This is a genomic window from Pseudoalteromonas sp. BSi20439 (genome assembly GCF_000241165.1).
Taxonomy (GTDB): domain Bacteria; phylum Pseudomonadota; class Gammaproteobacteria; order Enterobacterales; family Alteromonadaceae; genus Pseudoalteromonas.
Genome location: NZ_BADW01000147.1, coordinates 13,648 through 38,505, shown reverse-complemented (window position 1 = coordinate 38,505; position 24,858 = coordinate 13,648). Strand labels below are relative to the sequence as shown.

Here is a 24,858-nt window from a genome sequence, read left to right as displayed (position 1 = left end):
AGTTCATACATATGTTTGCATAATTAAATTAATAAACTCTAAATGAATAGGAAATCACCATGACGTTAACTAAATCACTTTTAAGTGTCACTGTAGTTGCTGTATTACTTTCTGGTTGTGAAATGAATAACACAGGTAAAGGCGCCGCTATTGGTGCTGCAGCAGGGGGGATTTTAGGTAAAGCAACGGGCAACCATAAAGATAAACGTATTTTTATTGGTGCGGCTATTGGTGCGCTAGCGGGTGCTGCTGTAGGTGATTACATGGATAAGCAAGAAGCTGCTTTTCGTGATGAACTAGCAGGTTCGGGAGTTGAAGTGGTACGTGAAGGTGATAACTTACGTTTAGTGATGCCCTCTAATATTACGTTTGCGACTGATCAATCTTATATTTCATCGGGCTTTCATGACACTCTAAATGCGATTGCAAGTGTAATGAATAAATACGAAAAAACTTACTTAAGTGTTGAAGGTCATACAGATAGCACGGGCAAAGACAGTTACAACATGACTCTTTCAGAGCAGCGTGCGCAAAGTGTAAAAAACTACTTGGTAAACCAGCAAATTATGGCTGCACGAGTAAGCACGAGTGGCTATGGCGAGTCACGTCCAATTGCCACTAACGATTCAGCGAATGGTCGTGCGCAAAATCGCCGCGTCGAAATTCAAATAGTGCCTAATACACAAGGTTAATAGCTAAAGCCGCGAAAATGCGTGGTTTGGTTTATTCTAATGGCACTTTTGCCTGCGTTAGCTGTCACAAATAGTTCTTCGATAAGGACATATTTATGGCAGCGTGGCGCACGGCAATTATTTTATCAGTATGTTTACACGGATTAGTTTTGCTTTTTGTTGCCACATTAAAAGCACCTAACATAAAACCACAGCAATCAACCCCAATTAAAGCTTATATGGTAAGTGTGCCGGCTAGAATTAAAGCAACACAACAAATCCCCCAACAACGCGCTCATACAAATACAGAAATCAAATCTATTGAGCCTATTAATGCAACCCAATCAAAACCACTAAATATTAATTATAAAAAAACAGAGAAATCGACTGAGAAGCTAAATACCACCACGAATAATACTCAGCCTGTAATTTTAAAGCCTTACAAAAAGATCGATTTAAACAAAGGACTCAACAGTATTTTACAGCAACAAACTGGCTATTCTTATACTGCAAAGAATGACCCTCAGAAAATGCGTATTACAGTTTCAAAAGAGCATGCAGGCAAGGTAAAGCCACTATTAAAAATAGAGCGGCAAAATATGCAATTTACCACTTATCAACGAGGTGATAGCTGTTTTAGAAAGGTATCTATTGGTGCTGGGGTTATGCCCAAAAAGGACTTGCCAGAGAGTTATATCGTTGGTGTAAAGTGCGATAAAACCAAGCTAACAAAGGCTTACGATACCGCAATGAATAAATGGCTTCATAAAAAGTAACTACTAAAGCGCAATTAATCTAGATTAAACTGTAATTCACATAGCTTTTGATACAAGGGATTACTTGCCATTAATTGCTGATGAGTGCCTGTGGCTTTTATTTCGCCATTTTCCATTACCACAATCATATCGGCATGTTTTACCGTGGCCAGTCTATGGGCAATAATCAGCGTTGTTCTATTTTGCATTAAGTGCTCAAGTGCAGCCTGAACATGATGCTCGCTTTGCGCATCAAGCGCGCTGGTAGCCTCATCAAGTAGCAGTATTTCTGGGTCTTTTAAAATGGCGCGAGCAAGAACAATACGCTGCTTTTGCCCACCCGAAAGCCTTACACCTTGCTCACCTAAAAAGCTGTTATAGCCTTGTGGTAATTGTTTTATAAATTCATCGGCATGGGCATGTTTAGCGGCTGCATAAACTTGCTCGTCACTGGCGCTTGGGTTGCCATAGCGAATGTTATGCATGACATCAGAGCTAAATAAAATCGGGTTTTGTGCCACCATGCCCATTTTGTTGCGTAAGGTGTTTAACGACAACTGTTTAATATTTATATTATGAAACTTAATCGCTCCGCTGGCAGGGTCATAAAAACGCTGTAACAGTTCAAACAAGGTGGTTTTACCGGCACCGGAAGGACCAACAATAGCCACAGTTTTACCTGTTTCAATATTTAAGCTGATATTATTTAATGCGCTTACATCTGGGCGAGAAGGGTAATTAAAACTAATACCTTCAAGTGAAATTGCACTGTTGCTGGTTGTTGCATGTAACTGATCATCTTTTGGAATTTCGGGATTTTGTATTTTACTTTCAACCGCAAGCAACTCGAGCAATCTTGCAGCAGCTCCTGCGGCGCGTTGTAGTTCACCGTAAACTTCTGCAACGGTCGCTACCGACATGGCCACCATAATGGCATAGAACACAAACGCGCCAAGTTCACCGCCCGTCATAGTGCCTGCGAGCACATCGCTACCGCCTACCCACAGCATGGCACTAATAGCACTAAAGGTCAGGAAGATAACCGCTGCAATTAAAAACGAACGTTGTTTAATTCGGCTTTTGGCAACATTAAAGGCTTTTTCGGTTTCAAGTGCAAAAGCAGATTGCTCTTGTTGTTCATGGCTATAACTCTGTACCACTTTTATGTTTTGAATGATTTCACCCGCGTAGGTGCTTATATCGGCAATCGCATCTTGGCTGGAGCTTGCTAGTTTGCGTACTTTTTTTCCAAAAACCAACATAGGCACCAGTACTAAAGGGACGCAGGCCACAACGACCAAGGTAAGCTTTAAATTAGTAACAAGCAGCATAATTAAACCACCGACTAACATTAGCGCGCTTCGCAGCGCCATAGAGAATGATGAGCCGATAATAGATTGTAGTAATGTGGTGTCGGTGGTGAGTCGCGACATCAGCTCGCCGCTGCGATTTTCTTCAAAATAACTCGGATGCAAAGTAACAATACGATTGAATACAGCTTTTCTAATATCGTTACTGACTCGCTCGCCAATCCACGACATTAAATAAAATCGGCTGAATGTACCCACCGCCAATAAACTGATCAAACCAATTAATACCAAAACAGCTTGTTGTAATTGCGCTTGCGAGCCGGCAATAAAGCCATGATCAATCACAAACTTAACGCCTTGGCCTAGCGATAAATTAACCCCTGCGGTGGCAAGTAATGCCACTAGAGCCCCTAAAACTACCCACTTATAGGGCTTAATAAAATTAAATATGGGGAATAAAGCGCTAAAAGCGGCTTTATCTGAAGCAGGCTTGTCTGTTGGCATAGTAGATTCTTATTGGTGATTAATGTATAGATATGGCATCAATAGATTAAAAATCAATAGTATTAAAAATCATCAACAGGGAAAAATTATGACAACTAAACAGGTAACAGGCGAGTTTACCGTGACCTTAGCGCCTATAGAAGGGTATGCACACGGGCAGCAAGGCGTTAATTTAGGTCGTATGTCGATTGATAAACAATTTACTGGTGGCCTAACCGCAACTAGCCAAGGTGAAATGCTCAGCGCCATGACCCCCACCCAAGGCAGTGCCGGTTATGTGGCTATTGAACAAGTAATAGGCGAACTTGATGGTTTGCAAGGTGGTTTTGTACTGCAGCATTTTGGCACCATGGATAAAGGCCAAGATAGCTTGATTTTAAAAGTGGTACCCGACTCAGGCACTGATGAGCTCGCAGGATTAACAGGCAGTATGGCGATACGAATAGAGCAGGGTATTCACCATTATGATTTTGAATACAGCCTATAAAGCAGGTATTTATAATGCAAAAAGTAATCGAATTCAGAAAGGCCCGTTTTTTGGGTGGGGTAGATATAGTCGCACTAAATGATCGCATACTGGAATTAAACCAAGATGGCTGGAAAGTAATAAACGCAGTGCCATTAACAGGCTTTTATGGGCAAGTGCATGGTTATGCATTACTTATTGAAAATGAAGAAATATAAGGGTTACTAATGGCATTATCATTATGGTTTAGCTTAGCACTGGTGTGCATGATGGGGGCGATGTCTCCCGGGCCCAGTTTAGCTGTGGTATTAAAACATAGCTTAAGCGGTGGCATGAAAAATGGCATGCTGGCAGCGTTAAGTCATGGTTTTGGAGTGGGCTTATATGCCGCAGCTTCACTGTTGGGGTTAGGCGCATTGATGTTGCAGTTTCCTACTGTGTACCAATTTTTAGTGTACTTAGGGGCAGCCTATTTAGCATATTTAGGTTTGAAAATACTATTTTCAAAGCCCAACGACAGCGAGCTAAACATTCAGCAAAGCGACATGAGCAGCTCTAAGGCGTTACAAGATGGCTTTGCCATTGCATTTTTAAACCCCAAACTAGCAATTTTCTTTTTGGCGTTATTTTCACAATTTATCGACCCAGAGAACCTTACTTTAAATATTGGCGTTATTATGTGCTTAACGGTTTTTGTGATAGATACAGGCTGGTATTTATTGGTGGCTTTACTTACTGAGGTGTCTAAAAAGCGCTTTGGTTTTACTAAATCATCCCCTTGGCTTGATAAAATATTAGCGGTGGTTTTTATAGGGTTGGCAATAAGAGTGGTGCTTATGGTGTAGTTTATTCAATTTTAGCAATCCTTACCGCTTACCTTAAAAACTGTTTTAGTAATTTTTAATGCTCCTGTGAAATAACGACGTGTGGCTGACTTTTCCTTTTAGTTGGTCGATATATTTTACGTTATCCACATGATCGCAGCACTTCATGACTAAGTTCCTTTCCTTGCTAGCTATTGCCCTTGCTGGTGTATACGTATTCATTACACTTGATTTACTTTTTGGTTACACTTTATTGGTTTTATTTTATCCACAAATTAAAAATAAACAGCACACAATTATAAAATCAATAGGGTAGGAAGCTCATGGGGAAATTTAAACTGAGTGCATTAATGCTCGCAATGTTTGCAGCCAGCAGTGCATTGGCCGCAGCTGAAAGTGAGGCACAAGCAACAGTCAATCCACAGTTAGATGAGGATTTAGAAGTTATTGAAGTAACCGGCTTTAGCCGAAGCTTAATTCAATCACTTAACCAAAAACGTTTTACAGATACAGTGTCAGAGCAGCTATCTGCCGATGATTTAGGAGCGTTACCTGATGTATCAATGGCAGATGCACTAACGCGATTACCAGGTATTTCAGCTGTAAGAACCGGTGGTCAAGCCGCCGAAATAAACATTCGTGGTATGTCGGGTGGGTTTGTGTTTTCAACCCTAAATGGTCGCGAGCAAGTATCCACCAGTGGTAGCCGCAGTATTGAGTTTGATCAGTACCCGTCTGAATTGATCAGCTCAGCAGCCGTGTATAAATCACCAAAAGCTTCGCTTATTGAAGGCGGTGTTGCGGGTACGGTAGAGCTGCAAACAGCCAGCCCGCTTGATAATGAACAGCAGCATAAGTTTGTGGTCAACGCTAGAGGCATGTACAACGACCGAGCGTCAGAGGTGAACGATGCCACTGAGTTTGGCGATCGCATTAGCTTTTCCTATCAAGGGAAATATTTAGATGACACGCTAGGTGTTGCGCTTGGCTATGCGCGCTTATTTCAACCTAGTGTAGCAACACAGTTTATTGGCCTCGCTTATAACGATAATAAAGATATAGATGGCTTGGCAAATGATACTAATGGCCCTGAAGTAAACCCAGAAAACGAATACATTAGTGAAGGTTTTGAGCTCCAGCATTTAGGTGGTGAAGAAACCCGTAACGGTTACATGGCAGCAATTGAATGGATACCTGTAGATAACTTTAAGCTAAAGGGTGATGTGTTTTTATCACGCTTTGACACTGAGTCATTTGCCCGTGGTTTACGAGTGAAGTTAGGCGGCCCAACGGCCACTTATACAAACGCTCAGCTAGAGGGCAATTCAGTGGTTGGCGCCTCTGTTAATCGCACCTCAAAAAGCTATACCCGAATTGAAATCGTTAACGATGATAACCAAGACTTTGACGAAGTAGACAGTTACGGCGTTAACGCGGACTGGCAAGTAACAGAGCGTTTAAACGTCAATATGGATGTGTCTTTGTCGCGAGCAAAGAGTAATTTTCGCAATGGTTTATTGTGGGCATTGGTTGCCGAAGATGCGACAGCGCAAGAGCCAGTGTTAGATAAAAACGTATCAATAAACTATCAGCTTAATGGTTTAAATTTACCGGATGTCGGCTTTAATCAAGCAGCTGCATTTAGCGATATCGACCGGGTAATGGTAAGTAAATACGGTATTTATCCATATCAAAATGAAGATGAAGTAAGTGCTTATCGACTTGATTTTAAATACGAGTTGGATAACAGCTGGTTTAGCTCTGTGGAATTTGGTGCGCGTTATTCAGATCGCGAATACAGCAACAATCGTTCGGTGTTTGAATACGGCAATGACGGTGATTTCTCAGCAACTGAGCCGCCACTGCGTTTAACCAATGACATGGTAAATGTTGTTGATTGGGAAGGCGAGTTTAGCTACTTTCCATCGTATTTAGCGATTGATGTAGATAAAGCGCTCAATGCGTGGTTCCCAGAAGGTGCGCCTACACCGGTGACCACCTGGGGTAACGCTGATGGGGTGGTTGACCCACAAGGTTACACCACAAACTATTCATGGACTATGTTACAAAGTGGCTCAGTGTATGAGGAAGTGCTGTCAGCGTACGCTATGCTTAATATTAATGCTGAGATTGGCAATATGCCCGTGCTGGGTAATATTGGTATTCGCCGTGTCGATACCGACCAATCGGCCACGATTTTAGAGAACGTCAACGGGGATTTAGCGCTGGGCGCACAAAATATTACCGATAGCATCGGCATTGTAAATCAAAACTATCTACCTAATGTGCTTGGCACTACTTACACCGACTACCTACCATCGCTTAACTTAAACTTTCAGTTAACTGATAACACGCAATTGCGTTTAGCGGCGGCTAAAGTGATGTCGCGTCCGCCAATAAACCGTTTAGCGGGGGACGCCAGTGCGCAGGCAGATAAAACCACCGGTAAAATAAATGGCTCAAGTACTAACAACCCGTTCTTAAAACCATTTTATGCTGACCAATACGATATCTCTTACGAGCATTATTTTGATGAATCAGATGGTGCGCTTGTTGTAGCCGGTTTTTATAAAAATATAGATTCGTTTATCGATACGATTGCAATTGAGGGATTTGATTTCAAAGGCAATGGTTTTAACGTCCCCGAGTATATTGAAAACCCAGTCAGTGGCGAGCAAGTAGCCACCACTAACGGCACTTACACAACGGCGGTAAATAACGCTAATGGCGGTTATATTCGCGGTATTGAACTTGCCTACACGCAAGTATTTTCGTTTTTACCCGCGCCGTTTGATGGTCTTGGGTTTAACGGTAGCTATTCATACACCGAAAGCGAAGTTGAATCTATCACCAGCTTAGGTGGTGAAACAGTTACACAAGGCTTACCTGGTTTGTCTAAAAATGTGTTAAACGGCACTTTATTTTATAGCTTAGATAATTTTGAAACCCGCCTTAACGTGCGCTATCGCTCAGACTTTGTGTCAGAGCAAGTGGCTATTAATGAACAAGTGGTAAATTTTGACGCCGAGACCGTAGTCGATTTTCAAACCTCTTACCAATTTACAGACTCATTTGGCATGTTGCTACAGGTTAATAACCTCACCGATGAACCCACTCAAAGCTACTTTGGAAATGAAAGTATTACTGGGACTACCCAGTACTTTGGACGTCAGGTTTATTTAGGTTTTACCTATAGCCATTAATGCAAATTGGAGCATACATAATGAATATAATAACTAAAATGACTCATTTGCTATTCGCAGTGAGCTTAACGTTACTGTTTGGCTGTGGTGGTTCAGGTAGTAGCGATGTAAAAGCAGGGCAAACTCTTTTAACGTGTGATGTACCACAAGTTCCTAACATCGAAGGGACTCAATGCGTTGATCCCGAACCTATCTCTTGCGACGCACCGTTATTTCCTGATGCGAACAATGAAAGCTGTATCAATGGCTATAATCCGGACTTACCTGATCCGGTTGTGTTCGCTGGGGAGAATGAAGCCGTATTATTTTATAAGCGCCCTGAAAATGAAGGGTACGAAGGCTACCGCTTACATTCATGGAATACCGACGGTTGTGATGCTTATGCGCCGCCGTTTGATGCTACTGATTGGGCTGATGGTCACGAATACGACGGTATTGATCCAAATTATGGTGCTTACTGGATTGTGGCACTCAAAGACGGTTACACCGAGTGCGCTAATTTCATCATACATATTGGCACAGAAGGCACCGGCAAAGCCCATGGTGATGTGGATTTAACTATGCCACTGATGCAAGACGATGAGCGTTTTGTGCGTATGAACTTTACCTTTGACGGTGAGCCATCTGTATTTGAGTTCCCAGTTGCAAGCTTAGGTGAACGCCCGGTTGCGATTGATGGCGCATCAGCACATTGGATTGATTTAAATACAGTATTGTATAAGCCAAGTAATGAGCTTACGCAAATCATTAAGTTACATTCTTCTGCAACTGCTGACTTGGTGGTTGATTTAGACACTGGGCTAAATGGTGAAACCGTTGAGCTTACAGCAACCGAGTTAAGTGATGAGCAAGCTGCAAAAGTACCACACTTAACGGATTGGACTGCTTATCAAGGCAGTTGGGATGCGGACGCTGCAAAGCAGCTTATAAAGCAACAGCTTGTTGTTGCAGGCTACGATGCGGACGGCAAGCTACTTGAAGCCAGTTTAGTGCAAACAGCAAAAGCCCTTGATGCACTGTACACCCAAGGTGAAAGTGACGCGAATGAAGCCATGTTAGGCGTGCATTATAATAACAATGCAATTGATGTTTCAGTTTGGGCACCCACCGCTAGCAATATGATGATCAATGTATTTGACGCTGATAAAGCACAAGTACATAGCACCGCCATGACGTTAGACAACAATACCGGTATTTGGTCAGTCAGTTTAGACAGCCAATACGACCGTCATTATTATCGCTTTGCGTTTGATGTCTATCACCCAACCACTAAAGCAATTGAAAGCTTATGGAGTACCGACCCTTACTCACTCAATGTATCGAGTAATGGGCTTTATTCACAGCTGATAAACTTGAGCGATGACGACACTAAACCAGAGGGCTGGGACGAGCGCATTGTGCCAACAGTGGCTAACCCAGAAGATGCGGTTATTTATGAAGGCCATGTACGTGATTTTAGTGTTCGCGATCAGTCAGTGAGCGAAGCAAATCGCGGTAAATACCTGGCATTCACTGAACTTGAAAGCGTGCCAATGCAGCACCTTAAGCAATTAGCTGATAAAGGCTTAACACACTTTCATTTACTCCCAGTGACTGATATTGGCACTATTGAAGAAGATGCTTCAGAGCGTGTTGAAATCACTGACACCTTAGGTAAATTATGTGAGCGTATAAACGATGAAGCAGATGCCTGTAAAATCGAAGATAAAAACAGCATCATTGTTGATATTATGCAAAGTTACCTACCTGGCTCAGATGATGCACAAGCACTAGCCAGTGCGATGCGTGATTTAGACGGCTTTAACTGGGGTTATGACCCTCATCACTTTATTGCGCCTGAAGGTTCATATGCATCAAGCAGTGAAGGTATTGCTCGTGTACTTGAAACACGCGCCATGGTGCAATCATTACAAGAAGTAGGACTTCGTGTGGTACTTGATGTGGTCTATAACCACACAACATCATCAGGCGTCTGGGAAAAATCAGTCTTCGACAAACTAGTGCCTGGTTATTACCACCGTTACAACGAAGTATCTGGGGCGATTGAACGCTCAACGTGCTGTGAAAACACAGCAACTGAACATGTGATGATGGACAAATTCGTTACAGATTCAATGGTTATTCTTGCTCGCGACTTTGGTTATGACAGCTTCCGTTTTGATGTAATGGGGCATATGCCTAAGTCATCCATTTTAGCTGCGCGCGAAGCGGTGCAAGCGGTTGACCCAGATAACTACTTCTACGGTGAAGGTTGGGACTTTGGTGAAGTGGCTAATAACCGTTTGTTCACTCAAGCTAAGCAAGCTGATATGGCAGGCTCCGAAGTGGGCACATTCAATGACCGTATTCGTGAAGCCGTGCGTGGTGGTGCAATGTTTAGTAATAACCCGACAGATGGCAATCTAGCGGAGCAAGATACCTTACGTTTATCGCTGGCGGGCAACTTACAAAATTACATTCTTAAAGATTTTAAAGGTAATTCGGCAAAAGGTAATAGCTTTAGCTGGAACACGCAACCAACAGCTTATGCGTTAGACCCAGCAGATAGCATTAACTACGTATCAAAGCATGACAACGAAACACTGTGGGATCAGTTGCAATATAAGCATGCATCAAGCATGAGTATTGAGCAACGTGTGCGTGCGCACAACATGGCGTTGTCTATTCCACTTATGAGCCAAGGCATTCCGTTTATGCAACTGGGTGCTGATTTACTGCGTTCTAAGTCAATGGATCGTGATAGTTATAATGCCGGTGATTGGTTTAATGCTGTTGATTTAACCAAAGAGAATAATAACTGGAACATTGGTCTACCTAACGCAGAGAAGAACCAAGAAAAATGGCCTGAGATCATGCCTATTTCTGCTAACTCTGATGCACAGGCAATGCCACAAGATATTGCTTATGCAGGCGATGTGTTCCAAGAGTTTTTAGCAATTCGCAGTAGCAGCCCATTATTTAGATTAACCACCGAACAAGATGTAATTGACCGTGTGGGCTTTCATAATGTAGGTGAAAACCAGCAGCATGGTTTGATAGTAATGAGTATTGACGATGGTGAAGGTCTCGTTGATTTAGATATCGCAGTAGATGCTGTTGTTGTTGTTATTAATGCGACGCAGCAAGCACTTTCACACACGGTACTCACGGCTACTGGGTTTGAATTACACCCAACTCTTAAAAACAGTGTAGATAGTAGCATGACGGAAGTGAGTTTTACGGCCAGTGAAACCGACGGCACGTTCACTGTGCCTGCTTACACTATGGCTGTGTTTGTTAAACCACAAGGCGAGAGCCAAGGCGGTGGCTTGAGTGCTGATGCAACTGTTGGTGCGCCAGATATCGTCCCTTATGGCAGCACTGAGGTGTATCTTCGTGGTGATTTAAATGAGTGGGGGCTCTCTGATCAATTTGAATATGTTGGCAGTGGCGAGTATCAAATTATGAAGGCGCTGACAGCTGGGGAGAGCTTTGGTTTCAAAGTTGCTTCAGAGAGTTGGAACCTCGTGAATTTTGGTGCTAATTCAGAGCAAGAGGCTGTTGTTCAATTGGGAGTAGAAAAACAACTTAGTTTTAATGGAGCTAATATTAGCTTTACGGCAGACACCGCAGATAACTATTTGTTCTCGTTTAATGCTTCAGATAAAGAAAACCCAACTCTGACAGTGGTAAAAATAGGGCCATTTGGAAATGTGTCGTTATATTTACGTGGCAGTTTAAATGACGCTGGTAGTTTGTGGGGGACAGACGATCAATTCACATACAGTGGTGATGGTTTATATACTTTTTCCAAACAGCTAAGTGCACAAAGTGATGCATATGAGTTTAAAGTTGCTACCAGTGATTGGAGTACTGTCAATTTAGGAGCTGGTGGAGATAGTTCAGAAGTAATATTAGGGAGTGAAACACCTTTAGCGGCTTCTAATAATAACTTGAGCTTGTTAATTGAAACCGAAGGAGAATATCGCTTTGTGGTTAATGCAAATGATCTCGAAGCGCCTTTTATTATTGTTAACTTACAATAAGCTTTCACTAAGATAGCCGAAGCCGAGTTTTATACTCGGCTTTTTTATTATAGTTGCATTCAGCCACAATATTCCCTAGGTTAATAGAATAAATATCAAGGAGGTTATGAATGTCTGAGTTAGCCCTGAAAACCGCAAGTTTTAACCCTAAAGTAAAATCTTACTGGATCACGCTAGGGGTTATTACCTGCTTAGTGTGTTTGGTTGGTATCCCATTGATTCCAATCGTAGCCTTAATAATTTGGATCGTGGCAGGGCGTATGCTTAAAGCAATGTCAGCTAACTTATTAGAGCGTAAGCTAGTAGTAAAACGCGGTGTGTTTTTTAAAGAAGAAAAGTCCATCCCACTTGAAAAAATCACTGATGTGGGATTAAGTCAGGGGCCATTAATGCGACTATTTGGTTTATACCGCTTAAGCTTTGAAACTGCAGGGCAGTCTGGTCACGGTGCATTAGTATCGTTACTTGGGGTAGTTAATGCCAGTGAATTTCGTGAAGCCATTTTAACTCAAAAAGATAACCTCACTTCAGATCAGCCAGCCCAATCTAATAACGATGAACCACAAAGCCAAGTAGAGCTCATCCGCTCGCTTACCTACAGCGTAAAAAACATCGAGCAAATGCTAGTTACACTTCTGGAAGAGAAAAAATGATTAGGTCATATAGGGAGCTAAAGGGAATATGGTTAAGTAAGGATTGCTTTTGGCTTGTTTATTTGTAGGCGCCATCCGATGACGCCTACAACATGCTAACCCTAAGTATCTCCATTATTAGTGCTCGAAATATACGAGGACATTGATGATGACAGATTTCTATCTAAAGCATTTTTTAAGCATTGGGAGACTGATGGCGCTGATATTTTATAGTGATTTAATGCAATACCGTCTAAATAAGTTAAATAAGGGTTTACCGATAAACTGAACGCACCTAACTCTTTTATCCACTTCGCTAAAAAAATAACACGGTATTGCCCGTCGCTTCCATTGTTAAGATTAACTTCTAAATTTAAATTCTTACTCACCTCACTCCACGGACTCTGATACAAGGTCTCACCAACTATGATCGGTTTTGATGTAAAAAAGCTATCAGGATTTTTAATATTATTTTCAACTTTATGATTTACCCAGTTTTGAATTCGAGATGATGTATATTCTTCAAATACAGCCTTTACTGCATTATTTACATGGGAGGGGCAGTTGTTTTGTCTATCTAGATGAGAAGACTGACTTATTTGATAAAGTGGCATTAGGCTTAGTTCAGTTTGAAGTGTGTGTTTAAATGTTGAGAAATGCTCATCAATTGCTTTTTGTTTAGATATAGCAATAAGATCATTTTTATTTAATATCGTAGCTTCTATATATTTATCTGACTCATTTTTACTATGATTTCCCACAAAAAATGCAAAGTGGTTGTTACCAGAGACATCCATCATAATAACTTTATGCGGATTTGAATCACATGTTTGATCAGCAATAGCAGCTTTTTGATCAGAGGGTGTAGTGTGGCATTGAGCTAATGGTACATTGCTTTTTGCTAGTTCAGAGGCTCTGTCATAATTACAATCTTCACATGCCATTAAGGTAATGCTGTCATCAGCATTTACAGAGTGAGCAATACCGAGTAAAAATAGTAATAAAGCGGCAACTTTTTTCATAAAGTCTTCCTTAGACGGGTGTTCCTTTTTTATACACTAGCGTTGAAGTTTATTAATTTCAATCTTTGATTTTAATTGAACATAGTGTTCCTTTAAATTTGGATTATGTTATTTAAGCTCGGCGATCGGTTGATCGCCGAGTGATTTAATTTTTGGCCTTTAAAATGCCTGACAAACAGCTTCTGCTTTACAGGTAATAACTGTGACGTTTTCATAACCTACGCGTGTCAGTGCTTCAGCACTTAATGTTGCACGCGCACCACTAGCGCAATGTAAGTAAATAGGGCGTGCTGCGTCTTTTTCTATTTCCATTAACTTCATTTCAAGTAAGCCGCGCGGAATATTAATTGCGCCGGTAGCGGCTTTGGTTGCATGTTCAGCCGGTTCACGCACATCAATGAGTAATCCTTTGTTTTCACTGATCTCCTGTTTAGCTTGTTCGGCGTCGATACGACGTTGATTAGGCGTAATAATTTTTAGTAAATCGGGGATAGATGTAAGCATGGTGATTATTCCTTAAAGCCAAGTTTGCGTAATAGAGTGATCATTGGGCACCAGCTAGTAAAAGCTGATTGAATTAAGTTTACAGCGATAAAAGCGGTAAAGTATATCCACTTCGGATCGTGATACGTTTGCAAAAGGATTGATACAACAATCATGATGCCAGCGATAAGACGAAGTGCGTTATTGAGTTTCATAATAGTAGGTCACTTATTTGATTGAGTACAGAGCTACTATATTAGATATTATTAAATTAGTAAATTCTAATGTTAGACATTTCTTATCTAGCAATTTATACTAAGTGCATATTTTAGAATAAGAGCATAGTATGAAAATTGACTTTACAGCGATGGCGACTAATGTAGATCAAGCTGAGCAGCTATTAAAAATATTAGCGAATAAAAATCGACTAATGATTTTATGCTCATTACAAGATACCGAAATGAGTGTTTCGCAGCTTAACGAAGCCGTACCGCTAGCGCAGTCTGCGTTATCACAGCACCTAGCGGCACTGCGCAAAGCCAATGTAGTGGCTACTCGCCGCGAAAGCCAAACTATTTATTACCGCGTGATTGATCAAAATGCCGTGCATTTGTTAGGCACATTATATGGACTGTTTTGCAAGGGCTAAAAGTTATGAGCATGATTGATAACGCAGTAAAAAGCAGCTTAAGTGGCCGTATTCCGGTTATTATTTTTGTGTTGTCGATTTTGTTTGGCTTATTTGCTTTACAACAAACAGCGCGAGAAGAAGAACCACAAATAGTGGTGCCTATGCTCGATATATACGTATCGGCGCCCAACGTAGAAGCTCCAGAGGTGGCCAGATTGGTTACCCAGCCACTTGAAAAGCTACTTGCCCAACTTGGCGGTGTGGAACATATTTATTCCACTACACAAACGAATGCCGCAGTGGTTACACTTCGCTTTGAGGTTGGCCATGACCGCGAACAAGCTATTTTAGATACCTATGCAAAACTTAACAGTTATCAACATACTATGGCTTCTGTTATCAAAAGTTGGCAAATACGGCCCGTTGAAGTGGATGATGTACCTATTGTTATGCTGGGGCTATACAGTAAAGACCCACAACTTTATGGTGATTACGAGTTAACCCGCTTTGCTAACGAAATAGCCAACAGTTTACAACGTATTGAACACACCAGTGAAGTAAAAGTCATTGCTGGTCGTAAACGAACCCTCACCATTAATTTAAATGCCAGCGCATTGGCTGCCCACCAAACAACCGTAAATGACGTTTTTTATGCATTAAGCGTGTCTAATCAACTAACGCAAGTAGGCAGTGTGGTTGATGGTCAGCAGCAAATTGAATTGCAAGCAGGTGATGTTCTACGAAGTCAATCTGCTGTAGAACAGCTGGTAGTGAATGTTGTTAATGGCAAAAGTGTTTACTTGCTTGATGTTGCAAACGTTATTGATGGCCCAAGTGAAGCTAAGTATTACCAATGGCTTGCTCAATCGGCAAACCAGCAGCATTTGCCAATGGTAACACTAAGCGTTGCAAAACAAACCGGCACGAACGCTGTTGCAGTTGCCAACGATGTTCATCAAATGATGGCGCAGCTAACACGCACGCTATTACCCCCTGAAGTGAGCTATGCGGTATTAAGAGATTATGGCCAAACTGCCGATGAAAAAGTAAATAACCTCACTTCAAGTTTAGTCTTTGCGGTCTTTACTGTGGTGATATTTGTGGGGGTGTTTTTAGGTTGGCGTCCGGCGGTTGTGGTTGGGTTGGCGGTTCCTATTTGTTATGGCATTACACTCTCATTAGATTTTGCATTTGGTTACACCATTAACCGGGTGACCTTATTTGCGCTTATTTTATCTTTGGGTTTACTGGTAGATGACCCAATCACAGGTATTGATAATATTAGCCGCTTTTTGAATAAAAAAGGCGATAAAAAACAGCAGATTGTTGGTGCAATGAGCGAAATTCGAAATGCCTTACTTATGTCGACACTCACTATAATGGTGGCGTTTATTCCACTGGCGTTTATCACCGGAATGATGGGGCCGTACATGGCACCTATGGCATTTAATGTGCCGGTTAGCGTGATGGTTTCTACCATTGTTGCATTTTTTGTAACCCCTTGGCTTGCGATGAAGTTACTCAAGCCTGATAACGAACAACCCTCCGAGCTTGCTCCTAAAATTGGTGCATATCAAAGAATATTAAGCCCATTATTGGCTTCTAAGGGGCGAGCTAAACTTGTTTTGTGGCTAACCCTAGCATTATTTATTATTAGCGCCATGTTACCCGTGATGCGTTTGGTGCCTTTAAAGCTACTCCCTTTTGATAATAAAAATGAGCTGCAAGTGCTGATAGATATGCCAGAGGGGACTAATCTGGAACACACAGTTGCATTTACTAAACAAATCCAAACACTCACATGGCAATTAAACGAAGTAAGTGAAATAGCGGCCTATGTTGGTCAACCTTCAAGTATGGACTTTAACGGTATGGTGCGCGGCTATTATCGCCGTGAGGCAGCGAATCTCGCCGAGCTGAGAGTATTGTTAGTGGATAAGTCTGAGCGCGATCATCAATCTCATGGAGTGGTTATGCGCCTTCGCGAACAGCTCGCGATGCTAGCAACCGATGGCATTGTAATAAAAGTGGTTGAAGTACCTCCAGGGCCGCCGGTACTGAGTACCTTAGTTGCTGAGGTTTACCGAGATGCTTTTGTTGATGAGCAAACACATTCTCAAGCTGCCTTGCAGTTAGCTGCGCGTTTACAACAAGAGCCTCATGTAGTTGAAGTCGATACCTCAATGGTGGCACCCTCGCCATTACAGCGCTTTGTTACCAATAAAACCAAGGCCGCACTTAGTGCGGTTTCAACTCAAAATATTGCACAAACACTCAGTATTGCCTCTCAAGGTGAAAACGTAGGTGTACTTTATGTGAGCAATGAAACAGAGCCCGTTGATATTAAATTACAGCTACCGTACAGCGAGCGAAATCAGCTTTCGCAATTACTTGCACTTCAGGTAAGGGGCGACAGAGATTTAGCTAAAACCAGTAACGAGTTTGGTTTAAGCAGTGCGCCAAGGCCGTTAGTATCGCTTTCAGAACTCGGTGAATTTACACAACATCATGTTGCTAAAACGATTGTTCGTAAAGATCAGCGCGACGTGATTTATGTTATGGCTGAGCTTAATGGGCGCACACCAGCGGAAGTGATTGCTGATGTGAATGCTGATTTAAATGTATCAAACGATGAGTTTGTTAAAACATCGTGGGTAGGTCGTCACTTTTTTAATAATGGCGGAACAGCCCCATGGCAACTACCACAAGGAACCCATGTCAGCTTTAGCGGCGAGGGGGAATGGCGCATAACCATTGATGTATTTAGAGATATGGGCATTGCCTTTGCGTTTGCGCTCAGTGCTATATTTATAATTTTACGGGTACAAACACAGTCGGCGAGTTTATCGCTGATTATCATGTCAGCTATTCCGTTAACAGTAATAGGCATAATGCCAGGTTTTTGGCTGTTAAATCAGTTTGGTGAGCGCTCTATAGCTGGAGCCCCAGAGCCGGTATTATTTACTGCCACAGCGATGATAGGCATGATTGCCCTTGCAGGTATCGTGGTGCGTAACTCACTTATTTTGGTTGAGTTTATTAATCAAGCTCGCGGCCAAGGCATGGCAATTAAAGAGGCGCTTGTTGCAGCGGGTACGGTGCGAATGCGCCCTGTGCTCCTAACCGCAGGTACCACTTTATTAGGTAACTTAGTGATCACACTCGATCCGGTATTTAGCGGGCTCGCGATTGCGATTATTTTTGGCATTGTGGCGTCTACATTATTTTCATTATTTGTAGTACCGCTTGTTTATTATTTAGTGTTTGCAAGCACAGAGGATAAAGCGCATGCAGGGTAAATCAAAATTTATAGGCACATTGGCCGCGTTATTTGTCATTATTATGGCTGTGCTTTATATGGCGGGCAGCTTTTCTGACAAGCAAACTGCAGGCTTAAAAGAATCACAAATAACGAACTATCAAGGTGAGCGAGTAACGGTAACGCTGCAAAGTATTGCAGGCACTGAGCAGGTACCAGGTAGTGTAATAGCAAAACAAAATACGCAAATTTCATCGCATGTTATGGCGCAAGTTGAGCAGTTAAAAGTACGTGCTGGCGATAAAGTCGCTAAGGGCGATTTACTTATTATGCTCAAGCAAGATGATTTTAAGGCGGCATTAGCGCAAAGCAGTGCAAATATTAATGCGGTGCAAGCGTCGTTAACGCAAGCTAAAAAGCAACTAGCCAGAATGATTGATCTAAATGCGCAAGGATTAGTATCTGTTAGTGAATTAGATGACGCCAAAGCAAAGTTTGAAAACTTAACCGCTAATTTAGCGGTTGCTAAGCAACAGCAAACGCAAGCTCAGGTATCGCTTAATTATACGCGCATTACTGCCCCTATTTCGGGCGTGGTCGTTGAGCGCCTAACTGAACCTGGCGATACTGCAACACCCGGTAAACCGCTGATTACTTTGTATAACCCATTACAGTTACAGCTTGAATTTAATGTACGTGAACAACAAGCAGTAAAATTAAGAGTCGGGGACAGTTTAAATGTGGTATTACCTTCTCTAGATATAACAACACCCGCAACGGTGAGCGAAATTGTACCAGTGGCAGATAACGCGGCGCGCAGCTTGCTTATTCGTTTAGAAGCCGATGCGCAACTTGGTTTAATGCCAGGCCTTTATGCTCAACTACAGTTACCAATAAAAAGTACCCAAGGTGTATTAATTGATCCACGTTGGGTGCATGAGTTTGGTCAGCTCAATATGGTGTATGTACTTGAAAACGAAACGCTGGTTAAACGTTTCGTGCGTTTAGGCAGTATTATAAATAACCAGCAACACGTAATAGCAGGCCTAAAAGAGGGTGATGTACTTGCTGTTGATTACATGCCAAGTCAAAGCGATTAAATAAAACTCGCAATTTCATCAATCGACTTTTTATCTAGGGCGTGCAGCGGCACTGTTGCATGCTCATCTGGGTAACCAGTAATAAGTAACATATAAGGGCGTTCGTTGTCTTTATCACGTCCACAAATATCGGTTAGAAAACTCATCGGTTTTGGTGTGTGGGTAAGTGTTGCAAGGCCTGCGTGGTGCAAGGCTTGAATTAAAAAGCCAGTGGCAAGGCCTACTGATTCATGTACATAGTAATTCGTGTTTTTATCGTCCGTATTTACACCTCCCTTTTTTTGACTAAACACCGCGATTAACCATGGCGCGTGCTCTAAATAGGGTTTGTTAGCATCGGTGCCTAAGGGTTTTAGTGCATCTAACCATTCTTCACCCGCTCTGCCTTCATAAAAAGAGCGTTCTAATTTCTCGGCTGCTTCACGAATTTTCTTTTTAACATCACTACTATTAATTGCTACAAAATGCCAAGGCTGGTGGTTTGCGCCACTAGGCGCTGTACCTGCCGCTTTTATACAGGTTTCAATGATTTCTTTTGGCACTGGGCGGTTACTAAAGCTGCGAATACTATGACGGCGTTGACTCGTTTGTAAAAACTCATTCGCACGCGTCAGCATTTCCTCTGGCGGGTATTCTATAAAATCGGCTAATAGTTGGCTTTTATGATTTTGCATGGCTGTTCGCTTCTTATTTTTAGAGTGTGTGGTTTAAAATAGCAGCAAAGGCTTTATCTGCTAAGGTTTATAAAACCCGCGCTACGCATAAAATATTTATATCATATTACAAGGCTTAGCCAATAGATAAGAGCCTATTAGGTATCCGAAAACAGTAAAAGTCAGCTATTTTAGGATACTATTTTAAGCAAACAGGTCGCTATTTTGAGTGTTTATTCATAACGTAAGGCATCAATGGGATTAAGCCTAGCTGCTTTTATTGCGGGAGCTAAACCAAATACAATACCGATTAAAGAGGTAAAACCAAACGACAGCATAATAGCCCAGCCTGGTATATAAGCGTCGGGCATGCTTGGTACAGAGAGCGAAATGAGCTCGGCAGCACCATAGCCAATGACTAAGCCAATTAAGCCTCCAAATAATGACAGCACCACAGCTTCAACTAAAAACTGCAACATAATAAACCCTGGTGTTGCACCGAGTGCTTTTAGTGTGCCGATAACACGGGTACGCTCAGTTACTGATACCAACATAATATTCATTACGCCAATACCGCCAACAACAAGACTGATACCGACAATCCCTGCGGTTATTGCGGTAGCGCTGCCCGTAAATTTATCAACATTAGCACGTGCTTTTTCGGCGGTTTCAAACTCAAAGTCGTTTTCTTGCTCATCTTTTAACTTATGTAATTGCCGTAAAATGCGGGTGATTTTGGCAAGTACTAGTTCTTCCTCACTGTCTTCTTTGAGTCTAAACATAATTTGTACATTGCTGCTGCTACTTGGACCCTCTAATGCGCTCATGGTACTGATGGGAATATTAATATAATCGTCTTGATCGAACCCCAATAAACTACCTTGTTTTTCAGCCACGCCAATAATTCTAAACCACTCGCCGCCAAGTTTAATATATTCGCCTACAGGGTTTTTTGGCAGGTTTAGCTTTTCAATAATGGATGGACCAATAAAAGCGACTCGACGGCGCTTTTCATCATCCTCTGCGCGAATAAAGCGCCCAAGTTCTGGAAAGGTTCTATACGCTTTTTGGTAATCTTGCTCTGTACCCATTACTCGTGATGAGTGGCTTTTATTTCCATATTCAGCGCCACCAGAAAAACGCCAAGTAAACATCAGTGCAGTGAGTGTTTCAGCCTCTTTTACTCGGGCTTTTAAGACTAAAAAATCGTTGTAAGTGAGTTTAGCATTTTTGCCCACCATTTCTTGTTCAATGCTGGTAAAGGGTTTAATTGTGGTTACATCAGGTGCCATATCTGCGAGTTGATCGTTAATTTGCTTAGTAAAGCCTTGCATAACGGCTACCACTGTAATAACCGCGGCAACCCCAATTATAATCCCTAAACAAGTGAGTGCGCTTCGCATGGCATTGGCTTTAATGGCCATTAGTGCTGCTTTTGTTCCTTCCATAATTGCAATAGCAGATTTAAACATGCTGTTTGTCTCCTTCACCTTTACGCACATCGCTCACTACCTTGCCATCAACTAAGCGAATAACTCGCTGGCAATGATCTGCAATTTCTTGTTCGTGAGTTACCAAAATAATGGTGTGGCCTTCATTATGTAGCTCATCAAATAGCGCCATAATTTCAGTGGTAGTTTTGCTGTCTAGATTCCCGGTTGGTTCGTCACCGAGTAAAATATGCGGTTTAGTCACTAGCGCTCGTGCAATGGCAACACGCTGGCGTTGCCCACCAGACAACTGGCTTGACAGATGATCCACTTTATCACCGAGTCCTACACGTTTGAGTGCATCGAGGGCTTTTTGTTTACGTTGTTTTGCGGGTATAAACCTATAAACCAAAGGCTGCATCACATTTTCAAGTGCCGACGCACGCGGAAGTAAGTTAAAGCTCTGAAAAATAAAGCCAACACTTTCGTTACGCTGATGAGCGAGCTCGGTTTCTGTCATACTTTTTACAAGTTTATCTTTTAAAAAATAATCCCCAGTAGTTGGAGTATCTAAGCAACCCAATAAGTTCATTAACGTTGACTTACCTGAACCTGAAGGACCGATTATAGCGACATACTCGTTTTCATTAATGACCACGTTTACATCATCTAGGGCCTTAAATATTTGCTCACCCATTTTGTATTGCTTGTTAATATGCTCAAGCTTGATTACCGCCGACATTATTGCGCATCCTTGGCAGTTGTTTGCTTAACTTTTACCGTATCATTTTCTTTTAGTTTACTGATAGGACGTGCAGGGCCAATAACAATTCGCTCCCCTTTATTTAAACCTTGGGTAATTGCTTGCTCTATATCTGAAGAAATACCCACTTCTACATAGGCTTTGCTTACAGTGTTATCGTCGTTTAAACGCCATACAAACGTTTTGTCATCTTCTTTTTGTACGGCTTCGATAGGGAGCTTTAAGCCATTCACAGCAAGGCTTGTTGCGATTTCTGCACGGCAGCTCATACCTGCATATAGTTGCCTGTCGGTGTTATCAAGTAACACTTTCACTCGAAATGATAAACCTTGTGAACCTGCTTGATTTTTTGCTGATGTTCCAATGTTAATGACCTTGCCAGTGAATGGTTGATTAGGGTACGCAGCAGCATAAATATCAGCATGCTGGTCTAGTTTAATCCCAGCAATATCAGTTTCATCAACTCTCAGCTCAGCCAAAATAGCGCTTGGGTCGGCAACCAGCATTAAATCTGAGCCAATAATATTAGTGGTGCCGGCAATAACGGTTTCGCCTTCTTTAATATTTACTGAGGCGAGCAGGCCACTCATTGGAGCACGAAATACACTTTTACTGAGTCTATCTTCAGCGATTGAAAGAGAGGCTTTTGCTTGATTATAAGACTCTACTCTGGCTTCAATATCTATTTTGGCAAGGTCGCGTGCATTTTGTAAGTTCTCGTATACTTCTTGCCCAGCTAGGCCTACGTCATAAAGTTCTTTTTGACGCTTTAATTGACGTTCGATGTTTAAAAGGCGTGTTTTACTGTGTTTTATTTCTATTTCGCTAGCTCGTAATACCGCTTTATTACGTGTTACTTCTGACTCAAAAGCAGTGGTATCTAAGCGCATTAAAATGTCGCCTTGTTTTACACTTTGCCCTTCTTCAACAAAGACCTTATCGACTCGCCCGGTTACCTCTGAACGTAACTGCACTTGAGTATTAAAGACTAAATTGCCAGAGGCCATAATGGAGTCTGCAATACTACCTTGCTCAACCTGTGCAACATTTACTTCTGGTGCTTTTTCATCGCCAGTAATTTGCTTTGATACAATAAGAGCAATAAAAGCTGCAATTGCTAGGGTAATGATAATCGCTTTTTTCATTTTTATTTCCGTATTTAATGAGTAGGCAAAAAAGTTTACCTACATTCCTTTAAGCAACAATAATAATTGTCCAGATGCTGTAAATCATAATGGTCGGTAGCGCCGCAAAAAGAAGTGCTTTATTAAAGCTGAAATTAGTCCAACATTTTAGGCCAATAGCAACCAAAGCTATGCTCCAAAGACTAAAAATACTTAAACTTTCCATCATGGTGTAAAAGCTATCCCCAAGCTCTAACCCCAGCAATAACTGATTTATCGATGCATAATTAAACAAACTAATAGGTAATTCATTGTTACTGGCTGTAAGAACTAGCGCAACAACACCTAAACTTGAAATAACCATCGGCATCATGCTCCAAACACCAAAACCATACCACGCACCATAGCCGTAATTAGCATCAGGGTCTTGCTTGGATATCAGCATATAATACCCAGATAGGAGTGCATTAATAAAAAGAAGGCCGAAAATCCCACCACCAATTGCAAACCACACTTGGTTATCGAGGCTTTGTTCCATACTTTGACGAATCATTTTTTTCTCGCCGATTGTGGCATCCACACTCGCTGCAGCAACCTGCTGGTCTAAAATAAATTGTGAGTCTGCAGTGGCATAAAATGTATAAGCAGAGGCTGCAAGAGTAAGTGCGAGAAGTGCAAAAGCAAGCCAAGACCAGCCTTTAGCTTCTTTTAGCCCGTTAAAAGCCTTGCTTGGGCTGATAAAAATATCGATACAAGCAGAAAGCGCGTTAGATGACTTCATTATTATTTCCTTAATAACCTATTTGTGGGTTGGTAAACAATTGATACCAATGAGTAGATTAATAATATAGGAAAAAGCAGGTACTAATTTCACTCAATTGTAACCGATTGTTAACAAAAGGTGGTGTGTTATAAAAAGTAGAGTGTAAAGTGCGTATTACTAAGCTCTATAGCTATTAGGTAGTTTCAATATGTTGATTAATCAGGAGTGAAATTTAATTGTTATGTGGCTGTATTTGAGGTAAATACAGCCATTTATCTAATTAGCTATCAGATAAACTTAAACCGCTAGGGTTATCTGTTGCGATGTATAGTGCTTTGAGTTTTTTATCACCATTTTCGGTTTCAGTAAATTGCTGAAAAGAATAGTTTTTAGAAAAACTTGAAAGAGTCTCAATAGATGCTTGATTACTACTTTGTGTATAAGTAAGTTCTAGTGCGCAAACCTTCCCTGCACACTCGAGATCTTGCTGTAAAATAGTCACGTCTTTTAATTCATTTAGAATAAACTCATTTAGCTTATCTTTACGTATTTGTGCTATTTCAGAGTATTCAATATCAGACATGCGCTGCAGTAATATTGAAGTATCATTTTTAAATACGTCGTCCAATGCTTTTTTTGAAACAAATTCTTTTCCATCCTCAGTTGAAACAAACTCTTCAGAGAAAACATGAGGGTTTGAAGTAGATGATTTAGATATCGTTGCCACTTTTTGATCTACAACTTTGTGCTGTTTGACAGATGGTGCAGAGGCTTTACTTAATAGGGTATTTGGCTCAATTGGAGGCTTAGCGTTTTCATTACTAAGAACTGCTTCATCAGTTGATTGTATGTGGGTTAGCGGAGGTTTTGAAGGCTGCTCTGTATTTAAAATACTAATACCTACAGCGGTGACAATAACAAGTGCAATTAAAAATACGTATTTCATTTTACTATCCTTAGAAGAGAAAGGCATACGCCTTTCTAAATAACGCTTAACTTTACTTTATCATGCAAGTAACACGACCACCATCAGAGCAAGAGTAACTAACAGTATTGCCATCATGCACAACGGTCATGCTACCTGATGTGCAACTGCATGTCATGGTTGCATAACTTAATCAGCTCATTGTAATTAGAGTAAGTGCTAAAATAGCGGTAAATGTCTTTGATAAATTTATAATAATCCTTAATCGTGATTTAGAATTTAAATGTTATCTTATTGTTTTTTGTAAACAACTTT

The 24,858-nt window shown here is 41.4% G+C and carries 21 protein-coding genes; 11 read left to right on the top strand and 10 right to left on the bottom strand.

What is annotated here, in order from left to right:
• Positions 1–59: 59 nt before the first annotated feature.
• Together P20439_RS12405 and P20439_RS12400 are read left to right on the top strand one after the other, a co-directional pair.
• Positions 60–692 carry an OmpA family protein gene (locus P20439_RS12405; RefSeq protein ID WP_008467299.1) on the top strand — a complete coding sequence of 211 codons (633 nt, stop codon included), beginning with the start codon at positions 60–62 and terminating at the stop codon, positions 690–692.
• A 95-nt stretch (positions 693–787) separates the two neighbouring features.
• Entirely contained in the window at positions 788–1,447 is a 660-nt protein-coding gene (locus P20439_RS12400) for a hypothetical protein (protein ID WP_008467297.1), read from the top strand.
• A 14-nt stretch (positions 1,448–1,461) separates the two neighbouring features.
• On the opposite strand, the gene P20439_RS12395 is transcribed toward P20439_RS12400, so the two are convergent.
• Positions 1,462–3,240 carry an ABC transporter transmembrane domain-containing protein gene (locus P20439_RS12395; protein ID WP_008467295.1) on the bottom strand — a complete coding sequence of 593 codons (1,779 nt, stop codon included), beginning with the start codon at positions 3,238–3,240 and terminating at the stop codon, positions 1,462–1,464.
• A gap of 88 nt (positions 3,241–3,328) precedes the next feature.
• Between P20439_RS12395 and P20439_RS12390 the strand changes: the two genes are divergently transcribed.
• The 6 genes from P20439_RS12390 to P20439_RS12365 all read left to right on the top strand — a co-directional run bounded on the left by P20439_RS12390 (position 3,329) and on the right by P20439_RS12365 (position 12,411).
• Entirely contained in the window at positions 3,329–3,727 is a 399-nt protein-coding gene (locus P20439_RS12390; RefSeq protein ID WP_008467293.1) for a DUF3224 domain-containing protein, read from the top strand.
• A gap of 14 nt (positions 3,728–3,741) precedes the next feature.
• Positions 3,742–3,924 (top strand): hypothetical protein, encoded by a 183-nt coding sequence (locus P20439_RS12385; protein WP_008467291.1) that lies wholly within the window; start codon positions 3,742–3,744, stop codon positions 3,922–3,924.
• 9 nt (positions 3,925–3,933) lie between these two features.
• Positions 3,934–4,551 carry a LysE family translocator gene (locus P20439_RS12380; RefSeq protein ID WP_008467290.1) on the top strand — a complete coding sequence of 206 codons (618 nt, stop codon included), beginning with the start codon at positions 3,934–3,936 and terminating at the stop codon, positions 4,549–4,551.
• A 302-nt stretch (positions 4,552–4,853) separates the two neighbouring features.
• A complete protein-coding gene (locus tag P20439_RS12375; RefSeq protein ID WP_008467286.1) occupies positions 4,854–7,733 on the top strand; it encodes a TonB-dependent receptor in 2,880 nt (959 codons plus the stop codon).
• 20 nt (positions 7,734–7,753) lie between these two features.
• Positions 7,754–11,758 (top strand): alpha-1,6-glucosidase domain-containing protein, encoded by a 4,005-nt coding sequence (locus P20439_RS12370; protein WP_008467284.1) that lies wholly within the window; start codon positions 7,754–7,756, stop codon positions 11,756–11,758.
• Positions 11,759–11,868: 110 nt separating this feature from the next.
• Complete coding sequence (locus P20439_RS12365; protein ID WP_008467282.1) at positions 11,869–12,411, top strand: PH domain-containing protein; 543 nt, start codon at positions 11,869–11,871, stop codon at positions 12,409–12,411.
• 101 nt (positions 12,412–12,512) lie between these two features.
• Here the strand turns inward: P20439_RS12365 and P20439_RS12360 are convergent, their stop codons facing one another.
• The 3 genes from P20439_RS12360 to P20439_RS18285 all read right to left on the bottom strand — a co-directional run bounded on the left by P20439_RS12360 (position 12,513) and on the right by P20439_RS18285 (position 14,110).
• The gene (locus tag P20439_RS12360) at positions 12,513–13,412 is read right to left on the bottom strand and encodes a hypothetical protein (RefSeq protein ID WP_008467280.1); all 900 of its coding nucleotides are present in this window, start codon (positions 13,410–13,412) and stop codon (positions 12,513–12,515) included.
• A gap of 159 nt (positions 13,413–13,571) precedes the next feature.
• Positions 13,572–13,916, bottom strand: a complete 345-nt coding sequence (locus P20439_RS12355) for a rhodanese-like domain-containing protein (RefSeq protein WP_008467278.1) — start codon at positions 13,914–13,916, stop codon at positions 13,572–13,574.
• Between the two features lie 5 nt (positions 13,917–13,921).
• Positions 13,922–14,110 carry a DUF2892 domain-containing protein gene (locus P20439_RS18285; protein WP_008467276.1) on the bottom strand — a complete coding sequence of 63 codons (189 nt, stop codon included), beginning with the start codon at positions 14,108–14,110 and terminating at the stop codon, positions 13,922–13,924.
• Positions 14,111–14,241: 131 nt separating this feature from the next.
• Here P20439_RS18285 and P20439_RS12350 point away from each other — a divergent pair, with 131 nt between their 5' ends.
• Genes P20439_RS12350 through P20439_RS12340 form a run of 3 tightly spaced genes read left to right on the top strand, consistent with a single transcriptional unit; the run spans position 14,242 to position 18,885 of the window.
• Positions 14,242–14,544 (top strand): metalloregulator ArsR/SmtB family transcription factor, encoded by a 303-nt coding sequence (locus tag P20439_RS12350; protein ID WP_008467273.1) that lies wholly within the window; start codon positions 14,242–14,244, stop codon positions 14,542–14,544.
• Positions 14,545–14,549: 5 nt separating this feature from the next.
• Positions 14,550–17,825: an efflux RND transporter permease subunit gene (locus P20439_RS12345; protein WP_008467271.1), complete on the top strand. Its 3,276-nt coding sequence runs from the start codon at positions 14,550–14,552 to the stop codon at positions 17,823–17,825.
• On the top strand, positions 17,815–18,885 hold the full coding sequence (locus tag P20439_RS12340; protein WP_008115415.1) for an efflux RND transporter periplasmic adaptor subunit: 1,071 nt from the start codon (positions 17,815–17,817) through the stop codon (positions 18,883–18,885). Before P20439_RS12345 ends, P20439_RS12340 begins: the two co-directional genes overlap by 11 nt.
• Here P20439_RS12340 and P20439_RS12335 read toward each other — a convergent pair.
• The 6 genes from P20439_RS12335 to P20439_RS12310 form a co-directional block, all read right to left on the bottom strand.
• Entirely contained in the window at positions 18,882–19,559 is a 678-nt protein-coding gene (locus P20439_RS12335; protein WP_008467270.1) for a nitroreductase family protein, read from the bottom strand. The two genes, P20439_RS12340 and P20439_RS12335, sit on opposite strands and share 4 nt — an antisense overlap.
• Before the next feature lie 212 nt (positions 19,560–19,771).
• The gene (locus P20439_RS12330; protein ID WP_008467269.1) at positions 19,772–21,010 is read right to left on the bottom strand and encodes an ABC transporter permease; all 1,239 of its coding nucleotides are present in this window, start codon (positions 21,008–21,010) and stop codon (positions 19,772–19,774) included.
• Entirely contained in the window at positions 21,003–21,710 is a 708-nt protein-coding gene (locus P20439_RS12325) for an ABC transporter ATP-binding protein (RefSeq protein ID WP_008467268.1), read from the bottom strand. Before P20439_RS12325 ends, P20439_RS12330 begins: the two co-directional genes overlap by 8 nt.
• Positions 21,710–22,876 carry an efflux RND transporter periplasmic adaptor subunit gene (locus tag P20439_RS12320; protein WP_008467267.1) on the bottom strand — a complete coding sequence of 389 codons (1,167 nt, stop codon included), beginning with the start codon at positions 22,874–22,876 and terminating at the stop codon, positions 21,710–21,712. The genes P20439_RS12325 and P20439_RS12320 overlap by 1 nt, the downstream gene beginning before the upstream one ends.
• Positions 22,877–22,925: 49 nt before the next feature.
• Positions 22,926–23,636: a YIP1 family protein gene (locus P20439_RS12315; RefSeq protein ID WP_008467266.1), complete on the bottom strand. Its 711-nt coding sequence runs from the start codon at positions 23,634–23,636 to the stop codon at positions 22,926–22,928.
• A gap of 262 nt (positions 23,637–23,898) precedes the next feature.
• Positions 23,899–24,564, bottom strand: a complete 666-nt coding sequence (locus tag P20439_RS12310) for a hypothetical protein (RefSeq protein WP_008115404.1) — start codon at positions 24,562–24,564, stop codon at positions 23,899–23,901.
• Positions 24,565–24,858: the final 294 nt, after the last annotated feature.

Bases quoted from the DNA above. Each gene is read 5' to 3' on its own strand.
- P20439_RS12405 (WP_008467299.1), top strand. From the start codon at position 60: ATGACGTTAACTAAATCACTTTTAAGTGTCACTGTAGTTGCTGTATTA.
- P20439_RS12400 (WP_008467297.1), top strand. From the start codon at position 788: ATGGCAGCGTGGCGCACGGCAATTATTTTATCAGTATGTTTACACGGA.
- P20439_RS12395 (WP_008467295.1), bottom strand. From the start codon at position 3,240: ATGCCAACAGACAAGCCTGCTTCAGATAAAGCCGCTTTTAGCGCTTTA.
- P20439_RS12390 (WP_008467293.1), top strand. From the start codon at position 3,329: ATGACAACTAAACAGGTAACAGGCGAGTTTACCGTGACCTTAGCGCCT.
- P20439_RS12385 (WP_008467291.1), top strand. From the start codon at position 3,742: ATGCAAAAAGTAATCGAATTCAGAAAGGCCCGTTTTTTGGGTGGGGTA.
- P20439_RS12380 (WP_008467290.1), top strand. From the start codon at position 3,934: ATGGCATTATCATTATGGTTTAGCTTAGCACTGGTGTGCATGATGGGG.
- P20439_RS12375 (WP_008467286.1), top strand. From the start codon at position 4,854: ATGGGGAAATTTAAACTGAGTGCATTAATGCTCGCAATGTTTGCAGCC.
- P20439_RS12370 (WP_008467284.1), top strand. From the start codon at position 7,754: ATGAATATAATAACTAAAATGACTCATTTGCTATTCGCAGTGAGCTTA.
- P20439_RS12365 (WP_008467282.1), top strand. From the start codon at position 11,869: ATGTCTGAGTTAGCCCTGAAAACCGCAAGTTTTAACCCTAAAGTAAAA.
- P20439_RS12360 (WP_008467280.1), bottom strand. From the start codon at position 13,412: ATGAAAAAAGTTGCCGCTTTATTACTATTTTTACTCGGTATTGCTCAC.
- P20439_RS12355 (WP_008467278.1), bottom strand. From the start codon at position 13,916: ATGCTTACATCTATCCCCGATTTACTAAAAATTATTACGCCTAATCAA.
- P20439_RS18285 (WP_008467276.1), bottom strand. From the start codon at position 14,110: ATGAAACTCAATAACGCACTTCGTCTTATCGCTGGCATCATGATTGTT.
- P20439_RS12350 (WP_008467273.1), top strand. From the start codon at position 14,242: ATGAAAATTGACTTTACAGCGATGGCGACTAATGTAGATCAAGCTGAG.
- P20439_RS12345 (WP_008467271.1), top strand. From the start codon at position 14,550: ATGAGCATGATTGATAACGCAGTAAAAAGCAGCTTAAGTGGCCGTATT.
- P20439_RS12340 (WP_008115415.1), top strand. From the start codon at position 17,815: ATGCAGGGTAAATCAAAATTTATAGGCACATTGGCCGCGTTATTTGTC.
- P20439_RS12335 (WP_008467270.1), bottom strand. From the start codon at position 19,559: ATGCAAAATCATAAAAGCCAACTATTAGCCGATTTTATAGAATACCCG.
- P20439_RS12330 (WP_008467269.1), bottom strand. From the start codon at position 21,010: ATGTTTAAATCTGCTATTGCAATTATGGAAGGAACAAAAGCAGCACTA.
- P20439_RS12325 (WP_008467268.1), bottom strand. From the start codon at position 21,710: ATGTCGGCGGTAATCAAGCTTGAGCATATTAACAAGCAATACAAAATG.
- P20439_RS12320 (WP_008467267.1), bottom strand. From the start codon at position 22,876: ATGAAAAAAGCGATTATCATTACCCTAGCAATTGCAGCTTTTATTGCT.
- P20439_RS12315 (WP_008467266.1), bottom strand. From the start codon at position 23,636: ATGAAGTCATCTAACGCGCTTTCTGCTTGTATCGATATTTTTATCAGC.
- P20439_RS12310 (WP_008115404.1), bottom strand. From the start codon at position 24,564: ATGAAATACGTATTTTTAATTGCACTTGTTATTGTCACCGCTGTAGGT.